Genomic DNA, 25,708 nt, shown 5'->3' on the forward strand with positions numbered 1-25,708 from the left:
CTGCTGATCAGGCGGGGCAGGCGGTGGAAGGCTGGTTGGCCAGCTGGAGCATCTGGCAGACCCAGGTCTTCTGCACCTTCCAGTGGCCGTTCTCGGCGACGAAGGGCACGTCGACGATATTTTCCTGGCCGTTGAGCGTCAGCTTCGCCTTGGCGTTCACGGTGTCGCCGAAGGCGGTGACGTCGGTGATCTCGATGCTGGCGTTGGTGCTCTTGTAGGCCTCGGCGAGGCGGGTCGGGAGTTCCGGATCCGCTTCGGCGCCCTGGATCCACTCCAGCTTCTCCGAGTTCGGCACGCTCGGATCGAGGGCCCTCTGGAGTTGGGCGTTCAACTCGGCGGCGGTCGGGACCGCGGGAAGGTTCGCGGCACTCGTGGCCGGGGCGCTGGTGCTGGTGGTTGTGCGCGTCGGCTTCGAGTCCGGCTTGTCGTCACTGCCGCAGGCGGTGAGGCCGAGCGCGGCCACGAGAGCCAGGCCGGCGATGGCGATACGTCCGGTGTTGCGAAGCTTCAAGTGCTCGTCCTTTGTTCGGTCAGCGTCGAATCATGAAGCTATCCAGCCGCTCTGTGGGAAGACTAAGACAGCTGTGAGCCGGGTCGAAGAGTTCGAGCATGATGGTCCGGTGCCCGAGTTCACCGCTATCACCCCGCCTGCCTTGGCCGATCTGATCGCCGCGCGGGCGGCGGACTTGCCGGGGCACGCGGTGGTCGCGATCGACGGGGCCGACGCCGCGGACCCGATCGCCCTTGCCCAGCAGGTAGCCGAGCGCCTCCGCACGGCCGGCCGGCCCGCCGACGCGGTGTCGTTGCACGAATTCGTACGCCCGGCCTCGCTGCGCCTGGAATACGAACCGACCGACGAGTTCACCTATCGCACCGCCTGGTTCGACTACGACGGGGTGAATCGGGAAGTGCTGGTGGCACTTCGGCAACACGGCCGCTGGTTGCCCGCCCTGTGGGACGAGCGGACCGATCGCTCGGCGCGAGCCCGGATCCGCACCGCCGCCCCAGATACCGTGCTGCTGCTGGCGGGGCCGATGCTGCTCGGCCGGAATCTCGACTTCGACCTCACTGTCACGCTGCGCATGTCGGAGGGCGCGCTGCGGCGGCGCACCGACCCTGCCGAACTGTTCACCGTCGAGGCATTGCTCGCGTACCAAAAGACGCACCATATCGAGCCCGACATCCTGGTCGCCTGGGATCACCCGGATCGGCCGGCGGTGCGCGCCACGGCCTAGCTCACATCGGAAACTGACTGATGCGCGTGTTCTGGAAGGTCGTGAACAACCAGGTTCCGTTGGCCCGCGCCGCGACCCGCGTCTGCACGGACCGCGCCTCAGGCGGGGCAGGCTCGCCGGGTGGCATCGGCTTGTCGCCCACCGTGACGAGGACCGCGATATCGGGTGCCGGGAATCGGATGGTGCACGTGTCGGGTTCGGCCATGTGGGTGCCTTTCATGAACCCGTCGAAGCCCTCCTGCATGACGGTGGCGAGTTCGGTACGGCCGCGGACGAATTCACCGATCACCGAAACGAAGTCGGCGTCCGTTGTGAACGTGGCGGCGAAGGCCGCGCCGTCACCGGCGGCCCAGGCGTCCATCTGGGCACGGAGCAAGTCGAGGACGGCGGTTTCGTCGGTCATGGCGTCACCGGTTCCCGCGGCGCAAGCCCGCGTACTCGAGGGCGGCGAAGGTCGCGACGAACGCCGCTCCCGCGAGGAGGAAGGCGCTGCCCCAGGCTGTCAGCGGGATCAGATCGACGAAGGCGAGCTCCACCATGACCACCGCCGATACCGCGTTGACCGCCACCACGGTGCCCGCCAGGCGCACCGGGATCTCCCGGTATCCGGCGATGAGCAGCAAAGCCGACGCGCCGCCCAGCATCGCGACGCCGAAGGGCACCGACCAGGCGGTCGGCAAGCCGAGCGGTTCGCGCAAGGCCGGGGCCGTAGCCAGTAGGAACGCGCCGAAGGCGGCGGTGCTCCAGCCATCCACCCGCAGGGTTGTTCGTAAGCCGGGGCCGGTGTCGAGGGTCGTCGAGGTCGTCATGGCAGCGACGGTGCCACTCGCCGGTCATGTGCTCAATGACCTCAGAGGTCATGGAGGCGCGGACCTCAGGCTCGCTAACCTGTCGGAGTGACGCCTTCGGTGCAGGAATCCCCGGTCGGCGCGCTGCTCCGGGAGTGGCGGCAGCGGCGGCGGTTGAGTCAGCTGGAGCTGGCCCTGGCCGCCGACAGCTCCGCGCGGCATCTGTCCTGCGTCGAGACGGGCAAGGCGCAGCCGAGCCGCGCGATGGTCTTGAAGCTCTGCGATGTGCTGGAAGTGCCGCTGCGGGAGCGCAATACGGTGCTGCTGGCGGGTGGGTTCGCCCCGGAGTACCGGGAACGCAGTCTCGATGACGAGGAGCTCTTCTCCGCGCGCACCGCGCTGGAGGCGATGCTCGCCGCGCACGAGCCGTACCCGGCGGTGGTGGTGGACCGCTATTGGAACATCGTCACCACGAACCGCGCGATGGGCCTGTTCCAAGGCGAGATCGACGAACAGCTGATGGAGCAGCCCAACATGTATCGCCTCGCCCTGCACCCGGGCAGCCCGGAGGGCACCACGTACATGGTCAACCACGGCCAGGTCCGAGAGTTCCTGCTGGAAAGACTGTTACGTCAGGTCCAAACCACCGGCGACCCGATCCTGCGCGACCTGTACGACGAGGTCTCCCGCTATCCGGTGCCACCCGGCGCGGAATCCGACCCCGAGGCTCCCACCCCGTTCGCGCTCCCGTTGCATATCTCCACCCCGATGGGTGAGCTACGAATGTTCAGCACCATGGTCACCTTCGGCGCACCCTCGGATGTCACGCTGTCGGAGCTGGCGATCGAGTTGTTCTATCCGCTGGACGAATTCACCGCGATCACGCTGGCCCGGCTCTTCGACCTCACCACCGCCGATGCCGATGCCGAAATGTCCCTCTAGCGGTCTCGTCCGACGGGCCGCGGCCGCCGCCGTCCTGGCTGGGCCAGTACCGGCTGGCCCGCTGCCCCGCGATCCGGCTGAGGTCCGGTTCGTCGATCTCGCTCAGCCCGACCTGCAGCAGCGTCACCATCGTCACCATGCTGACCGCCACGATCAACGGGGTGAGCAGCTGCCCAGCCTGCGCGCCGGCGGGTGCGTGCATGTGCTCGGCGACGTGCGCCCGCATGGAAAACATTCCGGTGTAATGCATTCCGCACACCGCGATCCCCATGATCAGCGCCGCCCCGATGGTGGCGGCGAGGCCGCGCACGTGCAGGGTGAACCAGAGCGCGGCCGTCGCGGCCACCACCGCGATCACCAGCGACAGCAGCACGATCCAAGGGTCGTACCGAACGGCCGCATCGGTTTTCATGGCGTACATGCCCGAGTAGTGCATGGCGCCGACTCCGAGCCCGGTGATCGTGCCGCCGGCCAGCAGCGCCTGGATGTCGCCGTGCCGTCGCACCACGATCGAAAGGCCAACCCACACAACGCCCATCGCGATCGCCGCACTGAACAAGGTGACCGGTATGTCGTAGCGAATGGTGGCGTTGCGGACCGAAAACCCCAGCATCGCAATGAAATGCATGACCCAGATCCCGGTGCCGCCGAGCGCGACCGCACCGGTCGCGATCCAGCCGCCGTGCCCGTCGCCGTTGCGAGCACGCACCATGCAGCGTAATGCCAGCAACGAGCCGGTGACCGACATGACATAGGCCAGGACCGGGGTAAGCCAGCCATAGGTGAATTGGTCGATTTCCAGCATGCGGACTCCTTGCCAGAAGCGTGTATTCGACTGTGTTCACCGGTGATTCATTGCAACATTAGCCGCAAATCAGCAGGCAGTAAATTTGCCGTATCCCACTCCTGGAAAAGTAGCTGGCGTTAGCTAGACGGTATGCGCGCTGGTAGCGGGCGCGCGGCGCGGCGCCCGGGCGGTCACCGATTCGTGTATGTGGCCCTTGACCTTTCGCATCCGACCAGCAACCTCATCGCGCAGCGGCCGGAACCTCCCGCACCACCTCGACGCTGAGGAATTCCGGCGCCCGCAGGACGAAGCGCAGCATGAAGCCGATGAACAGCGGCATCTCCCGCGCCTTCGGGTCGTGATACACCTGCGGCGAGCCGACCTCGTAAAGCCTTCGCCTGGACTGCATTTCACAACCACCCGCGGCCAGCACATTGCGCACCCAGTCCGACCGCGAGCCATAGGTCAGCGCGATCACGAACCGATCGTCACGCCGGAAGGCCCATAGCGGCGTGCGAAAGACCTTGCCCGACTTACGACCTCGGTGCACCACCACCGCCCAGCCCGGCGCCCACGGGGCGATGAACGCGACGACTCGATTGAGCCCGACTTTGTTGGCGCGGGCGAGCCATCGCGGAGCCGGCATCGGAAACTCCTCACTTGTGGAATTCTTTGTTCCGAGGCTAGCGCCCCGCGAAACAGAAAGTCAACGCCTGTAGAGTTTTTGGCACTATGGCACCGATCGGACGACGCCCCGGCAAGAACGACACCCGCGACGTACTCGTACGCACCGCGCGCCGCATGTTCGCCGACACCGGCTTCGACAAGACCAGCGTGCGCGACATCGCCGCCGCGGCCGGCGTCGACCCAGGCCTCATCAGGCACTATTTCGGCAGTAAGGCCGACCTTTTCCAGGCCACCCTGGGCTGGCCGTTCGACCCGGCCGCCGTGGCCGCGCAGGTCACCGCCGAAGGCCCGGGCGGCGTGGGCGCACGATTGACCCGGGTGTTCTTCGAGGCCTGGGAACACCCGGAATCACGTTCGCCACTGCTGGCCATCCTGCGCGGCGCCGCCACCCACGCCGACTCGGCCGACCTTGTGCGGCAGTTCATTCAGGGCGAGCTCTACGACCAGCTCGCCGCACGATTGCCCGGGCCGGATGCCGGTCTGCGCATCGACTTGGCGATGGCGCAGCTGCTCGGGGTCGCCTACCTACGCCATATTCTGCGCGTGGAGCCGCTGGCCTCGGCGTCGGTCGACGAGCTCGTCACTCGAGTGTCGCCGGTGGTCGAGGCGCACCTGAACGCCACACCGTGACAGCCAGCCAGATCATCGCCGCACCTGCTGCGATATGGCCGGTGCGGACCACCACGGGCGGCAGCAGGAAGGTCAAGCACAGCGCCGCGAGACCCGCGGTGTAGAGACCGGCCGCGACACGGGGCACGACACCGCTGCGTAGCAGCGCGGCACCGAACAACAGGGTCCCGGCCAACGCCGTCACAGCGGTCGCGAGGAAGGCCGACTTCGCTGGACTGTTCAGCAATTCGTCGACTACCGGTTTCTCCAGGTAGACCAGGACGAAGTTGCGCGTGAACGCCACGCCCGCGAAGTAACCGAACCCCAGGAACTGCACGGTGAACGCCACCACGCCGAACCGGCCGAGCGCACGAAAGTTGGTGAGGTACAGCGCGACCAGCAATCCGATGCCGAACGGCACCGCGACACCGTTGAGCAGTTGCGTCGGACCGGTCTTGTGACCGGCAGCGAGTTCGGTCAGTCCGGCAACCGCTATGGCGGTGCCGCCGATCAGCCCGGCCACGCCACCCAATCGGTGTAGTGCCGCAGTGTCATTCAGTGTTTCAGCCATGTCGAATTCCTTTCTCGAGGTGCCGTCGACGCTAGGAATCCACTGGTCACCCCGGTAAGTGCCGGGGGCCCATGACTTTCGGCCAAAGCTGGGCCGCAGGCTCACCGCAGCCCGCGCCCGGCCCATACGCTCACAGGGTGATTCGACCGCGGACGCTGACCTGGGTGGCCGGGTTCCTGTACGCCTCGGTGCTGTGCGCCGGGCTGACGATCGGATGGGCGCAAGGCTGCGGCCTGGCGCGCTTGTCTGGATTAGCCGCTGTCCTGGTGCTGGCCTGCGGCCTGGAGTTCGCCGAATCCGCCCGTCCGGCAACCCGGTGGACCGCCGCGGCGGCGCTGGTGGCGCGGGCAGGCTTGTACTCGGCCGCGACCGCACTGGATTGCGGCGGCAATGCGAAGGTGTTGTTCGTCCTAATCCCCCTGAACGCATATTTCACCCTCGGCCCTCGAATCGGGTTTCTGCTCGGCGGTTTCGGACTGCTGGCCACTACCGTGGCGGTCACGCTGCGGCCCGACGCGCGCCGGGACCCGGAAGCCCTCTCCGACCTGTTGATGCTGGCGATCGGCATCGTGTTCGCACTCGCGATCGCGGTCGTCGCCGCCCGCGAGGAAGCCGCACGACGCCGCGCGGAAGCGTTCTCCGCCGAGTTGTCCGACGCACACACACGATTGCGGGACTACGCCGATCAGGCCGTGTCGCTGGCGACGATGGCCGAACGCACGCGGCTGGCCCGCGACATTCACGACACAGTCGGCCATCACCTGGTGGTGACCGCGATTCAGCTGGAGAAGGCCGTCGCCTATCGGCCGGTGCACCCGGACACCGCCGACGACGCGCTGGCCGAAGGCCGGAATTCGGCGCGGCTGGCGCTGGAGGAGGTACGCCGCGCGGTCGGCACGCTGCGCGCCGACGATACCGTCGGATTCTCGCTCGGCACGTCGTTGCGGGCCCTGACGAACCGGCTCGACGACACCGGCTTCCGGGTACGGCTGGACTACCTGGGCGACGACCACGATCTCACCGAATCCGCGCGCCTCACGGTCTATCTCGTCACCCAGGAGGCCCTGACGAACGCGCGTCGTCACTCCGGCGGCACCGAGGTCGGCGTGGGCGTGGTACTCGGCCCGGAGTCGGCCGTAATCGACATCGCCGACAACGGAACGGGTTTCGCGCCCGACGCTGTGGAAGGCCAAGGGCTGCGCGGCATGCGGGAACGACTCGACGCGGCCGGCGGCGGACTGGAGATCACCAGCGGGCCCGCCGGTACCCGCCTGCACGCCGTGATCGACCGGCCGTCATGAACGAATCCGACGTGGTGCGGGTGCTGATCGCGGACGACGAGCGACTGGTCCGCGAGGGCATCACCGCCCTGCTCGCGCTACAGCCCGGCGTCGAAGTCATAGGTACCGCCGAAAACGGCAGGGCGGCAGTGCGGTTGGCCGAACAGCTGGCGCCGGACGTCGTGCTGATGGATATCCGGATGCCTGGGATGGATGGCGTCGAGGCGGCGGGCCTGCTCCGCGGCAAGACCACTGTCCTGATGCTGACCACCTTCGACGAGGACGATTACCTCATCCGCGCGCTACGCGCGGGCGCGTCCGGCTACCTGCTCAAGGATGTGCCCGCGGCCCAGCTGGCACAGGCGGTGCGGTTGGCCCACGCGGGTGTCGACCAGTATTCGGCCGCCGTGTCCGGCCGGCTCGCCGCCCTGGTGCGCGGCCGCGGCCCGGCCGGCTCGATCGAACTGACCGACCGGGAAACCGATGTCCTGCGCCTGGTCGCCCGCGGCGCCGCCAACCGGGAGATCGCCCGCGTACTCCATCTCAGCGAGGGCACCGTGAAGAATCACGTGTCGAATATCCTGAGCCGCCTGGGTGTGCGCGACCGTACCCAGGCCGCCATCTACGCCTATGAGCAGGGCTTGCTCTGACCAAGAAAAACCGCCGGACGGTCCGAAGACCATCCGGCGGTTCAGCTTTCCGAACCGATTACCAGCCGCGCTCGGCGAGGCGGTGCGGCTGCGGGATCTCGTCGACGTTGATGCCGACCATGGCCTCACCCAGTCCACGCGAGACCTTGGCGAGCACGTCCGGGTCGTCATAGAAGGTGGTGGCCTTGACGATGGCGGCGGCGCGCTCGGCCGGGTTGCCGGACTTGAAGATGCCGGAGCCGACGAAGACGCCCTCGGCGCCGAGCTGCATCATCATCGCGGCGTCGGCCGGGGTGGCGATGCCACCGGCGGTGAACAGCACCACGGGCAGCTTGCCGGTCTCGGCGACCTCGCACACCAGCTCGTACGGCGCCTGCAGTTCCTTGGCGGCCACGAACAGCTCGTCCTTCGGCAGCGCCTGCAGCTTGCGGAGCTCGCCGCGGATCTGGCGCATGTGGGTGGTGGCGTTGGAGACGTCGCCGGTGCCGGCCTCGCCCTTGGAGCGGATCATGGCCGCACCCTCGGTGATGCGGCGCAGCGCCTCACCCAGGTTGGTGGCGCCACAGACGAAGGGCACGGTGTACTGCCACTTGTCGATGTGGTTGGCGTAGTCGGCGGGGGTGAGCACCTCGGACTCGTCGATGTAGTCGACGCCGAGGGACTGCAGGATCTGCGCCTCCACGAAGTGGCCGATGCGGACCTTGGCCATGACCGGAATGGTCACGGCGGCCTTGATGCCCTCGATCATGTCCGGGTCGGACATGCGGGACACGCCGCCCTGGGCGCGGATGTCGGCGGGGACGCGTTCCAGCGCCATCACGGCGACGGCGCCCGCGTCCTCGGCGATCTTGGCCTGCTCGGGGGTAACCACATCCATGATCACCCCGCCCTTGAGCATCTCGGCCATGCCGCGCTTCACGCGGGCGGTGCCGACGGTGTTGGTGGTCTCGGGCGTGGTCACGGCAGTCTCCTGAGTCATGTGTGCCAATCGGATCGCTGAAGAACTATCGACCCAATTCTAGGCCCGCCCGGAAAGCCACTAGATAGCCAGTTGAACACCACTGGCCTGGTACCCGAGGCCCCGGCGTCTGCCGGGGTGATGGAAACTCACAAAGGCGCGACGACCAGCAGTGTCGCCCAGTACTCCGCGGCAGCCGGGCCCAGCAGGGGCAACAGGAAATCGTAGAGCAGGTACGACATGGGCTAGTTACCTCCACTGGCCGAACAGGGACCGCCCCAAATCAATTGGAACGCCGACGCCCGATTCCCGGTACGTTCCACAACAGTTACCCGACAAGCGCCGATCCAGTCCGAAGCCGCCGCGATAGTGAAGCAGATCACACCAGGGGCGCTCACTGGCCGCCGGTAGCCATCGTGCCCCCGTCCACGACGATCTCCGTGCCGGTGACGAAGGACGCCTCGTCGCTCATCAAGAAGCGGACCACCCGGGCGACCTCGTCCGGGCGGCCCAGCCGGGCCAGAATCGACTTCGCGGCCTGTGCCTCGATGTATTCGGGCGGCACCCCGTTTCGCAGCATCGGTGTGTCGATGTAGCCGGGGCAGACCGCGTTCACCCGGACACCGACCGAGCCGCCGAGATGTGCCATGGAACGGGTGAGTCCGAGCAGTCCGGCCTTGGACGCGGAGTACGCGGGAATGAACGCCTGACCGATGAACGCCTCGATCGAGGAGATGCCGACCACCGCGGAGCCGGGATTCTTGCTCAAGTCTTCCCAGACGGCCTGCGCCAGCAGCGCCGCGGCGCGCAGGTTGACATCGAGCACGGCGTCCCACTTGTCCGCGTCCAGGTAGCCGACCGGCTCCGCGCGCACCACGCCCGCCGCGTGCACGAGTCCGCCGATGCTGCCCAGGGTTTCGCGGGACGGGGCAACCGCGGCCGCGATGGCGGCGGAATCGATGACATCGACACCGATCCCGATGGCGGCGACACCGAACTCGTCGGCGATCGCGGCGGCCTCGTCCTTGGCGGCAGCCCCGGCCAGATCCCACAGGGCGACCGGTCTTCCGACCTCGGCCAGCGCGCGGGCGCAGGCTCTGCCGATGCCGGAAGCCCCACCGGTGACGATGACGCCGGTGCCCGGTGTGTGTTCAATCATGATTCCTCCACTGCGACAAGCTGTTCGGTCGTGATCCGGCACACCGTAGATCAGCGTCTAGACTTGCGTCTCATGTTCGCGGAATCGATCCCACCCAGCAGAATCACCGCATGACGCCCACCGCCAGAACCACTTTCACCACCGTGCGCACCCTGTCGCACAGCCAGCTGGAACGGCGCGAACGGCTGCTGGCGGCGGCGCGCGAGCTGGCGGCCGAGGGCGGATACCCGGCGGTCACCATGCACGATGTCGCCGACCGCGCGCAGGTCGCGCGGGCCACCGTCTACCGCTACTTCAGCAGCAAGGATCAGTTGCTCACCGCCGTCAGCGCGGCCTGGGCCCGTGAAGCGACGAATTCCGTTCCCGCGCAACGGTCGACGGGAAGTGCGGCCGACACGGTGGCGGCCACGCTCGGCGCGATCATCGACCGCACCGGCGCTCAGCTGCCGCTCACCTCGGCCGTGGTGCTCGCGGTGATCTCCGGGGATCCGACGGCCGAGCGGGATCGAGAAGAGCTCTACGCTTTCATGCTCGACCGATTCGATGTGCTGATCGGCGACGACATGGAACCCGCCGACCGCGCCCAGATCGGCTACCTGCTGGGTCATCTGCTGCTGGCCGCGTTCACGAGCATGTGCACGATGAATCAGAGTGTCGAGGTGGTGCGCGGCATGCTCACCGGGGCGGCGCATCGCCTGATGCCGTGAGGCCCAGGTGGTAGTCGGTGAGATCGGGTGGCCGCCGGATCAACTTCTCGTAGGCAGCCGGGCTCGACGGCCAGAGTTCGGGCAGTCCGTCGGCCCCCAGATACCAGCTCTGGCAGCCCGAGGTCCATACCGTGCCAGGCATGGCGGCCCGCATGGTCGCCAGGAAGCGCGCGTGCGCGGTCGCGGTGGGCTCGACGGTGTCGAATTCGCCTGCGCGCCAGCGTTTTATCCAGGACATGATGCGCCAGGACTGCAGCTCGGCCACGGCGGTCAGCGGATGGTTGGCGAAGGGGCTGTAGGGGCCGATCATCGTGAACAGGTTCGGGAATTCCGGGATCATGAAGCCCTGGAAGGCGTGCGGTCCCGCGGCCCAGGCTTGGTCGAGGGTGCGGTCTCGGGCGCCGGTGATCGCCATCGGCCGCATGTAGGCGTGTGAGTCGAATCCGGTAGCCAGCACTAGGATGTCGAGTGGGTGGTGCGCGCCGTCCACGGTGACCACCCCGGTTGCGTCGACGTGATCGATTCCCGCAGTGACCAATTCGACGTCGGGCCGCTGCACGGCTCGGTAGAAGCCATCGGAGACCACGAGCCGTTTGCACATGGGCTCGTAGTCCGGTGTGAGTTTCCGGCGCAGTTCCGGGTCGCGCACCGTCCGGAGGTTGGCCGTGACGACCCGGCCGATCATCTTGCGGGTCAGGCCGGGTGCGATCAAGCCCTTCGAGAACAGCCCGAAGGATTCGCGCCACAACAGGTAGGTGAGGCTGCCGAGGGCGGGAATTCGCTTGTGCAACATCCTGGTCAGCGCGGAGACGGGCCGATTCGCCGTGGGCAGGATCCACTGCGGGGTGCGCTGGAACAGCGTCACGCGGGGTACGCGCCCGGCGAGCGCGTTCACCAATTGGGTACCGGTGGAGCCGGATCCGATGATCCCGACGCGCTTGCCGTCGAGTTCGACCCGGTGATCCCAGCGTGATGAATGAAACACCGGCCCGCCGAAGCTGTCCAGGCCCGCGATGTCCGGAATCCGGGGCCGATGCAGAAATCCGGTGGCGCACACCAGGAAATCGAAGCGCTCGTCGCCCTCAGCGGTTGTCACCGACCAGCCCGAGTCACCGAACCGGGCGCCGAGGACTTCGGCACCGAACCGAATGTGATTGTCCAGACCGTGTTCCCGGGCAACCCGCACCAGATAGTCCTTGATCTCCCCGCCGGTGGGGTACAGCCGCGTCCAGTCCGGATTCTTCGCGAACGTGAATTGGTAGTACCGCGAGGGCACATCGCAGACCAGACCGGGATAGGTGTTGTCGCGCCAGGTACCGCCGTAGTCGTGCGCCTTCTCGTAGATCGTGAAATCACGCAAGCCCGCGCGTAACAGGTTGGCGCCCAGGCAGATCCCGGAAATACCTGCCGCGACGATCGCGATCCGCGGCTGCCTGACGACCGCGCCGGTACTCATGAGATTAAAGGCTAGACTCGAGTCTCATTACTGACAATGGTTGTCCGCGAACCGAATACGTGCCGTCCCAGTGAGCGGAATCCCTCGTCAATCCGTGGCGTCACTTCGGCGAAAAGGGGCGGCGATTTCTGGACCCAGCGTGGATGGACCCGCGCCGAGCGATTCGCGCCGGTGCACGGCGGCGGTGGCGTCGCCGGCGTTGTCGGCGGTGAGGCGGTACACGGCGCGTTCGATCAACGTCAGCGCCTGGGTGACCTCGAGGGTTCCGTCGGCGCACTGCCCCAGCAGCGCGAACGCCATGTTGGACAGGATCGCCGCGATGTCTTGCAGGTAGATCTCGTCGGCCCCGGCCAGCACCGCCGCGGCGACCGGGAGGACGGCGTCGAGGCCGTGGTTGTCCAGGCGTTGCGCGCCGGCGCCGACGCGGGCCCGGTGGTAGGCCTGAAGCATCCGCGGATGGCGCTCCCAGGGCTCGAACACGTGCCGGATCACTCGCATCAGGCCGTCGTAGATCGACTCGCCCGGCAGCGGGGATTCCATTGCGACATAAGCGTTCTCCGCCATCCACGCCTCCAGGGCGGACACGATCAACTCGTCGCGAGTCGGGAAGTGCTTGTAGATCGTCGTCAGCGAGACGTGGGCGCGGCGCGCCACTTCGCGCAACTGGACCGCGTCGTAGCCCTCGGTTTCCAGCTGAGCGCGGACCACATCGATGATCCGGCCCCGCAGAGCCTCTTCCGTCTCCCTGCTCATACCGCTACAGTAACGCCGTTACTCGAGTAACTGCGTTACTCATGCGATCTGATCGAGAGCTTCTTCTATGCCAGAAATATCGCGCCGGTCACTGTTGACCGGGGCTGCCGCGGCCGGAGCCATGCTCCTGGGTGCGCGGGCCGCGAGCGCGGCGCCCAGCACCGTCCCGATCACGCGGGAAGAGCATCGCGTCGTCGTGGTCGGTTCCGGATTCGGCGGCGGCGTCGCCGCGCTGCGCCTGGCCCAGGCCGGCGTTCCGGTCACCATGCTCGAACGCGGGATCCGCTGGCCGACCGGACCCGACGCGGACACCTTTCCGAACCCGACGCGGCCCGACCCGCGGATGCTCTGGTACCAGTCCATGCGCAGCCCCTTCGGCAGCACGCTCGACGTCGAGCGCTACACCGGCCTGATCGACGCGGTCTCCGGCGTGAACATGACCGCGCTGTGCGCTGCCGGAGTCGGCGGCGGATCCCTTATCTACCAAGGGATGTCGCTACAGCCCGCCGAGGCCGTCTTCAATACGCATCTGCCGCCGGAGCTCGACTGGGCCACGATGGACCGGGTGCATTACCGGCGGGTGGAGCGCATGCTCGGCCTCGCCGTCGCGCCCGATGACCTCATCGCCGGGCCCACCTACGCCGCCGCGCGGATCTTCGCCGAGCACGTGCGGCGGGCCGGGCTGCCGCTGTCGAAGATCCCGATGCCGATCGACTGGGATTTCGCGCTCGCCGAACTCCGCGGGGAGATGAAGGCCTCCTACACCAACGGCGCCGGGTCGCTCGGCGTCAACAATGGCGGCAAGCATTCGGTCGACGTCACCTACATCGCGCAGGCCGAGGCGACAGGGCGGGTCACCGTCGAAACATTGCACCAGGTCACCGATGTCGAGCGCGCCGCCGATGGCCGCTGGCGGGTGTACGTCGATCGGATCGACACCGCCGGGAACGTGCTCGAGAACAAGATCCTCACCGCCAACGCGCTGGTGCTGGCGGCCGGCAGCCTCAACACCACCCGCTTGCTGGTGCGCGCGGCCGCCACGGGGCGAATCCCCGATATGCCCGACAGCCTCGGACACGGCTGGGGCACCAACGCCGACCGCATCTACGTGTGGACCAACCTCGCCGAAAGCTTCGGCACCGCCCAGGGCGGGCCGGTGGTCTACGGCAGCCTGAACTGGGACGACCCGCACAGCGCCCACACCCTGATCCAGGCCTCCACCCCGCCGATGCCGCTCGACGCGCACAGCACCATGCTGGTCGGCTACGGCGTCAGCGACAGCCGTGGCCGATTCGTCTACGACCCGGGCACCGACGACGCCGTTCTGCACTGGCCGGCCGGCGGCGACAAATACACCTTCGATCACCACATCGGACCGACAGCGCACCGAATCGCCGGTCCGGCAAGCACTCTCACCGACACCAACGCCCTGCTCCCCTCCACCTGGCATCCGCTCGGCGGCGCCTGCATGGGCACGGTCTGCGATCTCGACGGCCGGGTGCTCGGCCAACGCGGGCTCTATGTCGTCGACGGCGCGTTGCTGCCCGGCAATGCCGCCGCCTGCAATCCCTCCATGACCATCGCGGCCGTCGCCGAACGTGCCCTCGACAATCTGGTCGCCCACGACATCGGAACCCTGATCTGACCAGCTGGTCGCCGAAACCTGGAGAAACGCATGCACTTTGCCACACCGCGACTACGCCGCCTCGCCGTCACCACCGCGCTGACCTGCTTCGCCGCGACCGGAATCGTCACGGGCGCAACCGAAGCCGCCGCGGCACCGGTCAGCGCGTTCTACCACCCGCCCGAACAGTTCGCCACCGCTCCGGGGTCGATCATCAGAACCGAGCCGACCTCGGTTTACGCGACCATCCCTGGGGATCAGTGGCCCGTCCCCGGACAGCTGGTCATGTACACCTCACGGCTGCAGGACGGTTCGCCGGTCGCCGTCACCGGCACCTACGTCGCGGGCACCCGCCCGTGGCAAGGCGCGGGCAACCGGCCGACGATCGTCATCGCGCCGGGCACCGCCGGTCAAGGTGATCAATGTGCCGCTTCTGTCGCCGTGTCGACCGGCCTCATCGTCGACGTCGAGCGGCGCTCGATGTCGCCGAACCAGGAGGCCGTGGCGCTCGCGGCGTGGAGTGCGCTGGGCGCCAACGTCTTCATCACCGACTACATCGGCCTCGGCACCCCCGGCATCCACACCTACGTCAATCGCGCCGAGTCCGCCCACGCGGTACTCGATGCCGCCCGCGCCGCCGTCACCCTCGCAGGCACCGGAACCTCGACACCCCTGGCATTCTGGGGCTACTCGCAAGGCGGCGGCGCAACAGCCGCCGCCGCCGAACTACACCCGGAATACGCCCCCGAACTGAACCTCAAGGGCGTGTGGGCCGGAGCCCCGCCGGCCGACCTCACCGCCGTCATCGGCCAAATCGACAGCGGCAACCTCATCGGCGGCGCAATCGGCTTCGCCCTCAACGGTTTCCGCGAACGCCACCCAGCACTCGCGGCCGAAGTCGACCGCCGCACCACCCCTGCCGGAAAGGCGACACTGGACGCCCTCGCCACCCAATGCATCGGCGACGTCATCCTGCGCCAACCATTCCTCCGCTCGTCTGCACTAACCATCGATGGCCGCCCCCTCCCGGACCACCTCCGCGAACTCCCCGGAGCGACAACGATTCTCACCGCCCAACGCATCGGCAACCGCATCCCCACCGCCCCGGTCCTGCTCACCAGCGGCATCAACGACGACACCATCCCCTACCCCCAGGTCCGCCAACTGGCCCAAGACTGGTGCGCCCACACCACCACCGTCACCTTCCGCACCAACCACCTCCCCGCTATCGCCCCCGGCACCACCCTCCCCAACCACTTCGGCCCCGAACTCATCGACGGCTTCGTCGACAACGTCATCCCGTACCTCCTGGACCGCCTGGCCGACAAACCCCTCAGCGGTTGCACTTTCGACTGAGGTCGGTGGCTGCGCCGGCCTGATCCGAGGCCGGCGCAAGGCTCACCGGATCGAGGCGACTTCCAGTTCCGATTCGCTGGCGACGGCGGCGATCGCGGCGGGGAGCAGTTCGTCCAAGTGGTATGGGTAGACGGTTTCGCCGGATTGGTCGAGGGCGATGATGTCGGCGGGGGTGCACCATTGGTTGCCGGTGATGGAGCGGCGTTCGATGGTGGTGAAGTTGCCGGGTTTCGGGTCGAAGGCGGTGACCCGGAGGACGTAGAAGAGTTCTTCGGCGCGGATGAGTTCGCGGTTGAAGGGGAAGACGGCGACGCGGCGCCAGATGGGGCCGCGCAGGGTGGCGGGGTTGGCCTCGTAGCCGGTTTCTTCCCAGAGTTCGCGGACGGCGGCGGCGCGCAGGGACTCGCCTGGTTCGACGCCGCCGCCGATGGTGAACCAGAAGGAGATGTCGGGGGTGGCGGGGTCGTTGCCGCGCATCAGCAGGACGCGATCGTTCTCATCGAGCAGCACGATGCGGGCGGAGGTGCGGACGGTGTCGACCTCGAGACCGGTGGAGGCCGCCGGGGTGACGCGTTCGGTGATCTCGAAGTAGGTCGGCAGCGGCGCGGTACCGGCGATGTGCAGCAGGCGAACGGATCGGCGGGTGCGCAGGGCGAGGGTGTCACGCACGGCGTCGTTGTGGAAGCGGCGGGCGATCAGGACGCGGGCTTCGGCGTCAGCGAGTTCGGCGACCAGTTGCGGGGCCAGCTCGCCGATGTCGACCACGGAAAGAGCTCCGGAGAGCTGGTTTTCGACGGTTTCGCGGTCGGTGCGGCAGGCGCGTTCGGCGTGCGCCGCCAAGGCGGACAGGCGTTTGGCCTGGTCGGCGTCCGCGATGGCGAGCGCTACCGCACGCGCGACGACCGCGCGGCGGGCCAGGGCGCTGTCGAGGGCCTGCCAGGACTGGTCGGAGCGCACGTGCAGGCGGTCCAGCCGGTTGGCGGTGGAGTAGGCCCAGACGCCGATCGACAACACGACCGCCGCGATCAGCGCGAGGACGAGGACCGTGGTGGCGGAGAAGGTGATCATCCGGCGGCCCGCACCCGGGTGTGCCCGACGGTGACGGTCTCGTAGACCCGCAGGATCTGCTCGGCGACCACCGGCCAATCGTATTCGCCAACAACCTGATTCGCGGTGTGCACCAGCGCCTCCCGGCGTTCGCGGTCGGTGAGCAGGGTGTCCAGGGCTACGGCCAGCCGGGCCGAATCACCCACGGGCACAAGCATTCCGGCGCTGCCGTCGCGCAGCACCCGGCGGAACGCGTCCAGTTCGCTTGCCACAACAGCGGTTCCGGCCGCCATGGCCTCGATCAGGATGATGCCGAAGCTCTCCCCACCGAGATTCGGCGCCACGTAGACATCGGCGCTGCGCATCGCCGAGGCCTTCTCCTCATCCGACACCTGCCCGAGGAACCGTAGGTGCTCGGCCAGCGGCCCGGCTTCGCGGCGCAGATCCTCCTCGTCACCGCGCCCGACTATCAGGATCTGCACGTCCGGATGCCGGCGCACCAGCTCCGGCAGCGCCCCGAGCAGCACCGCCATCCCTTTGCGCGGTTCGTCGTAGCGGCCCAGGAACAGCACGGTCCCACCGGGTCTCGGATAGCCGGACAGCATCGGGGCCCGCGCGAACGCGGGCACATCGACACCGTTCGGAATCTCCACCGCGTCCGATCCGAGCGCCTCGACCTGCCAGCGCCGCGCCAGCTCCGACACCGCGATCCGCCCGCTGATCTTCTCGTGATACGGCCGCAGCACACCCTGAAAAGTGCTGAGTATCAACGACCTCGTGGTCGAAGTGTGGAATGTCGCGACTATCGGCCCCTCGGCGATCTTCAACGCCAGCATCGACAGCGACGGCGCGTTCGGCTCGTGAATGTGCAGCACATCGAAGTCGTTGCCGTCGATCCAGCGCCGAATCCTGGTGTAGGCCATCGGCCCGAACGACAGGCGCGCCACCGACCCGTTGTACGGAATCGCCACGGCTCGCCCCGCGGACACCACGAAGTCCGGCAGCGGCGTCTCCTCGGAGGCCGGCGCGAGCACGCTCACCTTGTGCCCGCGCTCGATGAAGACCCGGGCCAGCTCGACCACGTGGGCCTGCACGCCGCCCGGCACGTCGAACGAATACGGGCAGACCATGCCGATTTTCATCGAGGCGCCCGCACTGCAGCGATCCGCGCCAGCCGTTCCGCGGACAGGTCGCCTTCCCACAGAGGTTGCAGCATGTGCCAATCCGCCGGGTGGGCCGCGATATTCGCGGCGAACCGATCCGCCAGCGCCTGCGTCGCCGAGGCCACACCGACCGAAACATCCAGCGGCGCTTCGGTCTTCATGCCCCAGCCTTCGTGGCCGTCGGCGGTTCGCGTGAACCAGGTGTGTACCGGGATCAACGCCGCACCGGTCTCGATCGCCAGTTTCGCCGCGCCGGCGGGCATCCAGGTGCGTTCCCCGAAGAAGTCCACGGGCACACCCTTACCGGTGAGATCCCGCTCCCCCATCAGGCAGACGACCTTGTTCTCCCGCAGCCGCTCGGCCAGCGCCTCGAACGGTGGCTGTTCCCCGCCGGTGAGCGGAAACACCTCGAACCCGAGGCTTTCCCGGAAGGCGACGAACCGCTCGAACAGCGATTCCGGCTTCAGCCGTTCCGCGACGGTGGCGAAGGTGCCGTGATTCTGCACCAGCCACACCCCGGCCATGTCCCAGTTCCCGGAGTGCGGCAGCACGCAGACCGCACCGCGCCCGGCGGCCAGCGCCGCCTCCAGGTGCTCGATGCCCTGCACCGAAAGCTCGCGCCCGAGCGCGGCATGGTCCATCCCCGGCAGCCGGAACGCTTCGCGCCAGTACCGGGCGTAGGACCGCATGCTGGCCTGGACCAACTCGTCCGGCACCGACTCCGCCGTCACGCCCAATACCCGAGCCAGGTTGCGCCGCAACTGCTTCGGACCGCCGCCGGCCGCGAACCGATCCGCGCCCGCGTTGAACACCTTGCGCGCCGTCTGCTCCGGCAGCGCCCGCACCAACCGCCATCCGGCCGCGTAGGCCCGATCGGTCAGCATCGCCTGGAACTTACTCATCCCCCGAACCTTCCTGTCGCGCGGCTGCGCCGGTCACGGCGCCTCCGGTGCCTGCGGCTGCGCAGGCGTGATGACATCGCGCGCGCCGGGCGAATTCCGCACGGCGAGCACGCGCTGGAACACCGTCACGATGCTCAGCACCGCGAGCGTCCACATCGCGACATGCACTGCCCACGTGAGCCATTCGATATCCCAGTGGCCGCCGATGCCGGTGAGCCCGGCGCCGGCGAGCCCGATGACCAGCCGGTCCGGCCGCTCGATCAAGCCGCCGTCGGCCGAGAGCCCGGTGGCCTCGGCGCGGGCCTTGGCGTACGAAATCACCTGGGAGGTAACCAGAACGACGAGCGTCGCGAAGAACAGCCACCGGCTGTGCTCGTGATACACCGCCCACCAGGCGAGTCCGCCGAAGATCGCGCCGTCGGCCACCCGGTCGCAGGTGGCGTCCAGCACCGCACCGTATTTCGTGCCGCCGCCGCGCGCCCGCGCCATCGCGCCGTCCAGCATGTCGAACATGACGAACAGCCAGATCACGATGGTCCCCCAGAACAGGTGTCCGGTGGGGAACAGGGTCAATGCGGCGGCGACCGACACGGTGGTGCCGATGACGGTCACGGCGTCCGGGGTGAGCCCGGTCTGCACCAGCGCCTTGCCCAGCGGCGCAGTCGCTTTCGCGAACGTCTCGCGACCGAAGAAGCTCAGCACCCCGCTAGTCCGTCTCTTTCCAGGCGGCAGCCAGGAGCGCCCTGGTCTCCCGCAGCAGCTGCGGCATCACTTTCACGCCGCCGACGACGGTGATGAAGTTCGCGTCGCCACCCCAGCGCGGCACGATGTGCTGGTGCAGGTGGTCGGCGAGCGAACCGCCCGCCACGCCACCGAGATTCAGCCCGACGTTGAAGCCGTGCGGACGCGACACACTCTTCATCACCCGGATCGCCCGCTGCGTGAACGCCATCAGCTCCAGGCTTTCCGCGTCGGTGAGCGCTTCGAGGTCGGCGACCCGGCGGTAGGGCACCACCATCATGTGGCCCGGGTTGTACGGGTACAGGTTGAGTACCGCGTACACCAGTTCGCCGCGGGCGATGATGAGTCCGTCCTCGTCCGACATCTTGGGGATGTCGGTGAACGGGTGCCCGCTCGCGTCCGCGGGACGGGGAGCGGCGGCCGCCTCGGCGATATAGGACATCCGGTAGGGCGTCCAAAGCCGTTGCAGCCGATCGGGTTCCCCCGCTCCGCGGTCCACGATGCTGTCTTCGAAGTCGCTCTCGGTCATTGCCCGGCCTGAACGATTTCGAAGCCCTCGGCGGTCGGCGAATCGTTGACCCGGTTGCGGACCCACGCCTCGATGGTGGCCACCGCGTCGGCGGTCGGCACCCCGTTGACCTGGGTTCCGTCGCGGAACCGGAAGCTCACCGCGCCCGCGTTCACGTCCCGCTCGCCGGCGAGCAGCATGAACGGGATCTTCTGCGCGGTGTTGTTGAAGATCTTCTTCTGCATCCGGTCGTCGCTGCGGTCGACCTGGGCCCGGATGCCGCGGTCCTGCAGCTGCTCGATCACCGAATCCAGGTGCGGGGCAAAGGCTTCCGCGACCGGGATGCCGACCACCTGGACCGGCGAGAGCCAGGCCGGGAAGGCGCCGGCGTAATGCTCGGTGAGCACGCCGAAGAACCGTTCGATGGAGCCGAACAGCGCGCGGTGGATCATCACCGGACGATGCTTGCCGCCGTCGGAACCGGTGTACTCCAGTTCGAAACGCTCGGGCAGGTTGAAGTCGAGCTGAATGGTCGACATCTGCCAGGTGCGGCCCAGAGCGTCCTTGCACTGCACGGAGATCTTCGGGCCGTAGAACGCGGCGCCGCCCGGATCCGGGACCAGCTCCAGACCCGAGGCCGAGGCGACCTTCGACAGGGTCTCGGTGGCCTCTTCCCAGAGCTCGTCGGAGCCGACGAACTTCTTCGGGTCCTTGGTCGAGAGCTCGAGGTAGAAGTCGTCCAGGCCGTAGTCCTTGAGCAGGCCGAGCACGAATTCCAGGGTGCTGGTGAGCTCCGCGTGCATCTGCTCCTTGGTGCAGTAGATGTGCGCGTCGTCCTGGGTCATGCCACGCACTCGGGTGAGGCCGTGGATGACGCCGGACTTCTCGTAGCGGTACACCGACCCGAACTCGAACATCCGCAGCGGCAGCTCACGGTAGGAGCGGCCGCGCGCCCGGAAGATCAGGTTGTGCATCGGGCAGTTCATCGGCTTGACGTAGTAGTCCTGGCCGGGCTTGCGCACGGTGCCGTCTTCGTTCAGCTCGGCATCGAGGTGCATGGCCGGGAACATGCCGTCCTTGTACCAATCGAGGTGACCCGACACCTCGAACAAGTGCCCCTTGGTGATGTGCGGGGTGTTGACGAACTCGTAGCCCGCGGCCACGTGCCGGCGACGCGAGTACTCCTCCATCTCCTTGCGGATGATGCCGCCCTTGGGGTGGAACACCGGCAGACCGGAGCCGAGCTCGTCAGGGAAGCTGAACAGGTCCAGTTCCAGGCCGAGCTTGCGGTGGTCACGGCGTTCGGCCTCTTCGAGCAGGCGCAGGTACTCGTCCTGGGCCTCGGTCGATTCCCAGGCGGTGCCGTAGACGCGCTGCAGATCCTCGCGGTCCTGATCACCACGCCAGTACGCGGCCGAGGAGCGGGTCAGCTTGAACGCGGGAATGAATTTGGTGGTGGGGATGTGCGGGCCCCGGCACAGGTCGCCCCACAGGCGTTCGCCGGTGCGCGGATCGAGGTTGTCGTAGATGGTCAGCTCGTTGCCGCCGACCTCCATCACCTCGGGATCGTCGATGCCGGACTTGTCGCTGATCAGCTCCAGCTTGAACGGCTCCTTGGCCAGTTCGACGCGGGCGTCCTCGATCTCGATCACCCGGCGCGAAAACCGCTGCGCGCCTTTGATGATCTTCTTCATCCGGGATTCCAGCTTGGCCAGATCCTCCGGGGTGAACGGGCGCTCGACCTGGAAGTCGTAGTAGAAGCCGTCCTTGATCGGCGGGCCGATGCCGAGCTTGGCCTCCGGGAATTCCTGCTGCACCGCCTGGGCGAGCACGTGCGCGGCGGAGTGCCGGATCACGCTGCGGCCGTCCTCGGTGTCGGCGCCGACCGCCTCCACCTCGGCGTCGGCTTCCGGGATCCAGGACAGATCCTTCAGCGCGCCCTCGGCGTCCCGGACCACCACGATGGTGTCCGGGCCTTTGGTGGGCAGGCCCGCCTCCCGCACCGCAGCGCCGGCCGTAGTCCCGGCCGGCACCAAGATGCGCGCGGCGAGGGTCTGGGGGGCTGAGGCGTTCACGGCGGCCTACTCCTTGGCGTTATTGGTAGTGCGGGTCTTTCCCGCACGCGTCATCACCGGCGGCGTACAGCTCCGGCGCGACCATGCTATCGGCATTGAAGGCGCAGGGCGGCAGCGCGTCAGGTAGGCCGCCGAGTCGGCGTATGCAAATCGTGCATAATTCCACGAATCTGGCCGCGTTCGGCGCATTTCGAGCTCGAATTGCACGATTTGCATACAGCCGCGTCAGCTCTCGGTCGCCAGCTTCGTCAGCAGTGATTCGCGCTCGCCCGCAGGACGTTTCGGGCAACTGGTGCACATGTCGCAGCCGGGGACCTCGAAGACCAGGCAGCAGGAGATGCGGCGGACGAAGGTGCGGTCGGCGATGTCGATGAAGCGCGGGATCGGGAGTTTGCCGCCCACGTCGGCGGCGAGACGGGCACCGGCCTGCGGATCACCGGCATCGAGGGCGCGGTTTCCGACGGCGTCGGCCACGATCGCCCACAGCGCCGGAACCCCAGCGCCGGAGACCGCGGCGACCGCTGGAATAACGGTGCCCAGCGTCTCACGCAAAGCCGCGGCCGCCGCGGCGCGATGGGCCCAGCCTGCATCGTCGTCGGGCAGTTCTTCGGTCGCTTCTCCCGGCAGGATATGGACGCGTTCGATGCCGCCGTCCGGCCGCACCACGCAGTCGATGCGATCCAGCTCCGGCTCCGGCGCGGGCCGCCCTTCGACATAGGCCTGCGCCAGCTGTTCCACCAGCGCCGAGGCGGCCATGCACCACCAGAGCGTGCCCGCGATCCGCGGTGTCGCGGTACCCCAGGATTCGCCCATCTCCGCGATCCGGGCAGCCAGCCACTCGGGCTGGGTCAGCGTGCGCCCCGGAACGTTCACAGGGGACTTTGCAACCACGTCCATTCGACTCCGATCCAGCCGGCGATCATCCCGAAAGTGCCTAGAACCCAGAGCGTCGCGATGACGAACAGACACGTCAGCGCTGCCGCGAATACTTTCATGACCACACCGCGGCTGGTGTACCAGGCCATACCTTGCCGGTACTTGCCCCGCAGCCAGTGCAATGCCTGGCGGGCCCAGGCGAATTCGGTGGCGAGGATGCCGAGTCCGGCGAACACGATCGCCCACCCGGGGCCAGGATAGGGAATAGCCAGGATTCCCAGAATCAGTACCGCGATACCGACTACAGCGACCCCGATCCGGTAGGTCGCGTTCAGGGTAGGGCGCTCGGTGATGGCGTCGCGGAAGGCGCGCCAGCGGCCGACCGGTGCAGTCTGTTCTAACTCGGTACTCACATGACCAGCGTACGAGAAACCCGAAGGTGCCCGAACCGGCCCGAAACCTGGAGGTTTCGAGCCGGTTCGGGCACGGGCTACACCAGTTCCGGTGTGGTGTGATCGACCGCGAACCGAGCGAGTCCGTCGACGGTGACCTCGACGACGCGGGCCGTCGCGATATCGAAGAACAAGCCCGACACCGTGACACCGCGCTCGGCGATCGCGGCCCGCACCGACGGATGCCGGTGCAGGGTTTCCAGTTGGACGGCTACGTTCACCATGCTCAGCTGATCCACCTCGCCGAAACCGGCTGCGGCAGCGGCCTTCGCGACGGGGTGACCGAGGTGGAAGCGGTCCAGGCTGGGCTGGGCGTGTGCCAGCCAGGTGCCGATGCCGGTCTGCGGCGCCTTGTGGTGATCGCCGCGATGCAGGGCCGCCATGGCGCCGCAGGAGGAGTGCCCGCACACCACGATGGAGCGCACGTTGAGCTTCTCCAGCGCGAAGGTGAGGGCCGCTTCGACCGAGACGTCACCCTCCTCGGGCACCAGGTTGCCGACATTGCGGACGGTGAACAGGTCACCGGGGCCGCTGTTGGTGATCACGTTCGGCACCACCCGCGAATCCGCGCAGGTGAGGAAGAACGAATCCGGATCCTGGTGGTCGCGCAGTTCGTCCAGGTGCGGGCGCATCACGTGGGCGTGGCTGCGGTGGTAGGCGGCGACACCCGCGGTGATCGGATCCCGTTTCTCCTCGTCGTCGCGCTGCCACGGGCCCAGCACGTCGTCGAACATCGCCCGGCCGAAACCGCGCGCGGGCGGGCCGCTCGAGGCATCAGCCATGCGCGCGTGGCCGATCTCCACGAATTCCACACTGCCGCCGTGATTTTCCTGCTGCCGCACCCATTCACTCAGGGTGTCGAAGGCGGCGTGGTCGAGGAAGTCGACGGTCATCTCGACCGTGACATCGGCATCGGCAGGCACCTTCGCCAGTTCCGAGGACAGTTTCGGCAGCGCGAGGAAGGTGCAGGACCCGTCGATGGTGACCAGCCAGCGCTGCGACGCCGGAATCTGCTTGGCCACGATGGCGACTCGCACCACTCGCCACAGCAGCAGCGCGAAAGCGAGCACCAGACCGATGACGACACCCTCGAGCAGGTTCAGGAACACCACGCCGGCGATGGTGACGCCGTAGACCAGCAGGTCGCCGGTGCGCCGGGCGAGCCGGATGTGTGCCGTCTTCACCAGCTGCATGCCGATCACGATGAGCAGACCGGCCAGCGCGGCCAGCGGGATCTGCTGCACCAGCCCGGCCAGCGCGACCGAGAACAGCAGGATCCACACACCGTGCAGCACCGCCGAGGCCCGGCTGCGCGCACCCGCCTGCACATTCGTGGCGCTGCGCACGATCACGCCGGTGACCGGCAGACCGCCGACCAGGCCGGACAGCACATTCGCCGAGCCCTGTCCGATGAGCTCGCGGTCGAAATTGGTGCGCGGCAGGTTGTGCATCTTGTCCACCGCGACCGCCGAGAGCAGGCTCTCCACGCTGGCGATCAGCGCGATGGTCAGCACCATCATCGCGACGGCCGACCAGCCGCCGTCCGGGATCTCGGGCAGGCCGATGGCGTCGAACAGCGAACCGTCCAGCACGATGCGCTCCGCGCCCGTGGGCAGTAACAACGACAGCACGGTCGCCGCGACGACCGCGACCAGCGGGCCGGGAACGACGCGGATCTGCGCGGGGACATAGCGCCAGCCGAGCATGATCGCGATGACCACACCGCCGACGAAGACGTCACCGCCGTGCAGATTGATCAGCTGGCTGGGCAGTTCGACGATGTTGTTCCAGGCCGAGCTGTGTGAGGAACCGCCGAGCAGCACATGCATCTGCTGCAGCGCGATGGTGATACCGATGCCGGCCAGCATCGCGTGCACCACCACGGGCGCGACAGCCAGCGCGGCGCGGGCAATTCGGCTCAGCCCGAACAGGATCTGCAGCACGCCGGCCGCGACGACGATGAAACAGGTGGTGCGCCAGCCGAATTGGTTGATCGACTCGGCGACGACCACGGTCAGGCCGGCCGCCGGGCCGCTCACCTGCAAGGTGGAGCCGCCGAGTAAACCGGCGACGATACCGCCGATGACGGCGGCGATCAGGCCGGCGGCGACAGGCGCACCCGAGGCGACGGCGATACCGAGCGACAACGGCAGCGCGACCAGGAAGACCACGATCGACGCGGGAATGTCGTGGCGCGCAAGGAATCTCAGACGATCAGACAGTGATCGGGTACCCGTTCCGGGTCCGGGCACAGGTGGGGCTAGGTCGTTTTCGACAGCCATGGCTCCTCCAGGTCCAGTGATGATGAGGTGATCGCCGACGCGCCGTTGGGTCGGCAAGTAAATCCGCCCAAGGCTATTGGTAAAGACTTAGCAAAACTTA

At 67.7% G+C, this 25,708-nt stretch carries 27 protein-coding genes; 8 read left to right on the forward strand and 19 right to left on the reverse strand.

Translation table 11 applies throughout. From position 1 onward, the window contains the following. Positions 1-7 precede the first annotated feature (7 nt). On the reverse strand, positions 8-511 hold the full coding sequence (locus IBX22_RS04450; RefSeq protein WP_194814092.1) for a hypothetical protein: 504 nt from the start codon (positions 509-511) through the stop codon (positions 8-10). Between the two features lie 109 nt (positions 512-620). On the opposite strand from IBX22_RS04450, the gene IBX22_RS04455 reads away from it, so the two are divergent. Further along, positions 621-1,235, forward strand: a complete 615-nt coding sequence (locus IBX22_RS04455) for a hypothetical protein (RefSeq protein WP_194814093.1) — start codon at positions 621-623, stop codon at positions 1,233-1,235. A gap of 1 nt (position 1,236) precedes the next feature. Here IBX22_RS04455 and IBX22_RS04460 read toward each other — a convergent pair whose 3' ends face one another. Continuing rightward, on the reverse strand, positions 1,237-1,638 hold the full coding sequence (locus IBX22_RS04460; RefSeq protein ID WP_194814094.1) for an SgcJ/EcaC family oxidoreductase: 402 nt from the start codon (positions 1,636-1,638) through the stop codon (positions 1,237-1,239). 4 nt (positions 1,639-1,642) lie between these two features. Then, entirely contained in the window at positions 1,643-2,044 is a 402-nt protein-coding gene (locus tag IBX22_RS04465) for a hypothetical protein (RefSeq protein ID WP_194814095.1), read from the reverse strand. Positions 2,045-2,131: 87 nt separating this feature from the next. Here IBX22_RS04465 and IBX22_RS04470 point away from each other — a divergent pair, with 87 nt between their 5' ends. Continuing rightward, on the forward strand, positions 2,132-2,965 hold the full coding sequence (locus tag IBX22_RS04470) for a helix-turn-helix transcriptional regulator (RefSeq protein ID WP_309234421.1): 834 nt from the start codon (positions 2,132-2,134) through the stop codon (positions 2,963-2,965). Here IBX22_RS04470 and IBX22_RS04475 read toward each other — a convergent pair. Together IBX22_RS04475 and IBX22_RS04480 are read right to left on the reverse strand one after the other, a co-directional pair. Next, positions 2,928-3,770 (reverse strand): MHYT domain-containing protein, encoded by an 843-nt coding sequence (locus IBX22_RS04475; RefSeq protein WP_194814096.1) that lies wholly within the window; start codon positions 3,768-3,770, stop codon positions 2,928-2,930. The two genes, IBX22_RS04470 and IBX22_RS04475, sit on opposite strands and share 38 nt — an antisense overlap. 223 nt (positions 3,771-3,993) lie before the next feature. Continuing rightward, positions 3,994-4,398 (reverse strand): nitroreductase family deazaflavin-dependent oxidoreductase, encoded by a 405-nt coding sequence (locus IBX22_RS04480; protein ID WP_194814097.1) that lies wholly within the window; start codon positions 4,396-4,398, stop codon positions 3,994-3,996. 86 nt (positions 4,399-4,484) lie between these two features. Here IBX22_RS04480 and IBX22_RS04485 point away from each other — a divergent pair, with 86 nt between their 5' ends. Further along, the gene (locus IBX22_RS04485; RefSeq protein WP_194814098.1) at positions 4,485-5,069 is read left to right on the forward strand and encodes a TetR family transcriptional regulator; all 585 of its coding nucleotides are present in this window, start codon (positions 4,485-4,487) and stop codon (positions 5,067-5,069) included. Here the strand turns inward: IBX22_RS04485 and IBX22_RS04490 are convergent. Next, on the reverse strand, positions 5,020-5,619 hold the full coding sequence (locus tag IBX22_RS04490; protein ID WP_194814099.1) for a hypothetical protein: 600 nt from the start codon (positions 5,617-5,619) through the stop codon (positions 5,020-5,022). The two genes, IBX22_RS04485 and IBX22_RS04490, sit on opposite strands and share 50 nt — an antisense overlap. A 137-nt stretch (positions 5,620-5,756) precedes the next feature. On the opposite strand from IBX22_RS04490, the gene IBX22_RS38205 reads away from it, so the two are divergent. Beyond that, a complete protein-coding gene (locus IBX22_RS38205; protein ID WP_194814100.1) occupies positions 5,757-6,920 on the forward strand; it encodes a histidine kinase in 1,164 nt (387 codons plus the stop codon). Continuing rightward, positions 6,917-7,549 (forward strand): response regulator transcription factor, encoded by a 633-nt coding sequence (locus tag IBX22_RS04500; RefSeq protein WP_194814101.1) that lies wholly within the window; start codon positions 6,917-6,919, stop codon positions 7,547-7,549. The genes IBX22_RS38205 and IBX22_RS04500 overlap by 4 nt, the downstream gene beginning before the upstream one ends. A gap of 58 nt (positions 7,550-7,607) precedes the next feature. Here IBX22_RS04500 and pdxS read toward each other — a convergent pair whose 3' ends face one another. Next, on the reverse strand, positions 7,608-8,510 hold the full coding sequence (gene pdxS, locus IBX22_RS04505) for a pyridoxal 5'-phosphate synthase lyase subunit PdxS (RefSeq protein WP_194814102.1): 903 nt from the start codon (positions 8,508-8,510) through the stop codon (positions 7,608-7,610). A 391-nt stretch (positions 8,511-8,901) separates the two neighbouring features. After that, on the reverse strand, positions 8,902-9,666 hold the full coding sequence (locus tag IBX22_RS04510) for an SDR family NAD(P)-dependent oxidoreductase (RefSeq protein ID WP_194814103.1): 765 nt from the start codon (positions 9,664-9,666) through the stop codon (positions 8,902-8,904). Positions 9,667-9,776: 110 nt separating this feature from the next. On the opposite strand from IBX22_RS04510, the gene IBX22_RS04515 reads away from it, so the two are divergent. Beyond that, entirely contained in the window at positions 9,777-10,373 is a 597-nt protein-coding gene (locus IBX22_RS04515; RefSeq protein ID WP_194814104.1) for a TetR/AcrR family transcriptional regulator, read from the forward strand. Here IBX22_RS04515 and IBX22_RS04520 read toward each other — a convergent pair. Next, complete coding sequence (locus IBX22_RS04520) at positions 10,342-11,829, reverse strand: NAD(P)/FAD-dependent oxidoreductase (protein WP_194814105.1); 1,488 nt, start codon at positions 11,827-11,829, stop codon at positions 10,342-10,344. The two genes, IBX22_RS04515 and IBX22_RS04520, sit on opposite strands and share 32 nt — an antisense overlap. 87 nt (positions 11,830-11,916) lie before the next feature. Then, the gene (locus IBX22_RS04525; protein ID WP_194814106.1) at positions 11,917-12,582 is read right to left on the reverse strand and encodes a TetR family transcriptional regulator; all 666 of its coding nucleotides are present in this window, start codon (positions 12,580-12,582) and stop codon (positions 11,917-11,919) included. A 67-nt stretch (positions 12,583-12,649) separates the two neighbouring features. On the opposite strand from IBX22_RS04525, the gene IBX22_RS04530 reads away from it, so the two are divergent. Then, complete coding sequence (locus IBX22_RS04530; protein ID WP_194814107.1) at positions 12,650-14,227, forward strand: GMC oxidoreductase; 1,578 nt, start codon at positions 12,650-12,652, stop codon at positions 14,225-14,227. Between the two features lie 30 nt (positions 14,228-14,257). Next, the gene (locus IBX22_RS04535; protein WP_194814108.1) at positions 14,258-15,562 is read left to right on the forward strand and encodes a lipase family protein; all 1,305 of its coding nucleotides are present in this window, start codon (positions 14,258-14,260) and stop codon (positions 15,560-15,562) included. Positions 15,563-15,604: 42 nt separating this feature from the next. Here IBX22_RS04535 and IBX22_RS04540 read toward each other — a convergent pair whose 3' ends face one another. The 9 genes from IBX22_RS04540 to IBX22_RS04580 all read right to left on the reverse strand — a co-directional run bounded on the left by IBX22_RS04540 (position 15,605) and on the right by IBX22_RS04580 (position 25,608). Continuing rightward, positions 15,605-16,630, reverse strand: a complete 1,026-nt coding sequence (locus tag IBX22_RS04540; protein ID WP_228538189.1) for an NUDIX domain-containing protein — start codon at positions 16,628-16,630, stop codon at positions 15,605-15,607. Then, the gene (locus IBX22_RS04545; protein WP_194814109.1) at positions 16,627-17,751 is read right to left on the reverse strand and encodes a glycosyltransferase family 4 protein; all 1,125 of its coding nucleotides are present in this window, start codon (positions 17,749-17,751) and stop codon (positions 16,627-16,629) included. The genes IBX22_RS04540 and IBX22_RS04545 overlap by 4 nt, the downstream gene beginning before the upstream one ends. After that, positions 17,748-18,674, reverse strand: a complete 927-nt coding sequence (locus IBX22_RS04550; RefSeq protein WP_194814110.1) for a phosphatidylinositol mannoside acyltransferase — start codon at positions 18,672-18,674, stop codon at positions 17,748-17,750. Before IBX22_RS04550 ends, IBX22_RS04545 begins: the two co-directional genes overlap by 4 nt. Before the next feature lie 33 nt (positions 18,675-18,707). After that, entirely contained in the window at positions 18,708-19,376 is a 669-nt protein-coding gene (pgsA, locus tag IBX22_RS04555) for a phosphatidylinositol phosphate synthase (protein WP_194814111.1), read from the reverse strand. A gap of 4 nt (positions 19,377-19,380) precedes the next feature. Continuing rightward, complete coding sequence (locus tag IBX22_RS04560) at positions 19,381-19,944, reverse strand: HIT domain-containing protein (RefSeq protein ID WP_194814112.1); 564 nt, start codon at positions 19,942-19,944, stop codon at positions 19,381-19,383. Further along, on the reverse strand, positions 19,941-21,998 hold the full coding sequence (gene thrS, locus IBX22_RS04565; protein WP_194814113.1) for a threonine--tRNA ligase: 2,058 nt from the start codon (positions 21,996-21,998) through the stop codon (positions 19,941-19,943). Before thrS ends, IBX22_RS04560 begins: the two co-directional genes overlap by 4 nt. A 225-nt stretch (positions 21,999-22,223) precedes the next feature. Then, a complete protein-coding gene (locus IBX22_RS04570) occupies positions 22,224-22,895 on the reverse strand; it encodes a (2Fe-2S)-binding protein (RefSeq protein ID WP_194814114.1) in 672 nt (223 codons plus the stop codon). After that, positions 22,868-23,287, reverse strand: a complete 420-nt coding sequence (locus IBX22_RS04575) for a TIGR02611 family protein (protein ID WP_194814115.1) — start codon at positions 23,285-23,287, stop codon at positions 22,868-22,870. Before IBX22_RS04575 ends, IBX22_RS04570 begins: the two co-directional genes overlap by 28 nt. Before the next feature lie 77 nt (positions 23,288-23,364). Beyond that, positions 23,365-25,608 (reverse strand): bifunctional SulP family inorganic anion transporter/carbonic anhydrase, encoded by a 2,244-nt coding sequence (locus IBX22_RS04580; RefSeq protein ID WP_194814116.1) that lies wholly within the window; start codon positions 25,606-25,608, stop codon positions 23,365-23,367. Between the last annotated feature and the right edge of the window lie 100 nt (positions 25,609-25,708).

The sequence above is a fragment of the Nocardia sp. XZ_19_385 genome, assembly GCF_015355755.1.
In the GTDB taxonomy this organism is placed as follows: Bacteria; Actinomycetota; Actinomycetes; order Mycobacteriales; family Mycobacteriaceae; genus Nocardia.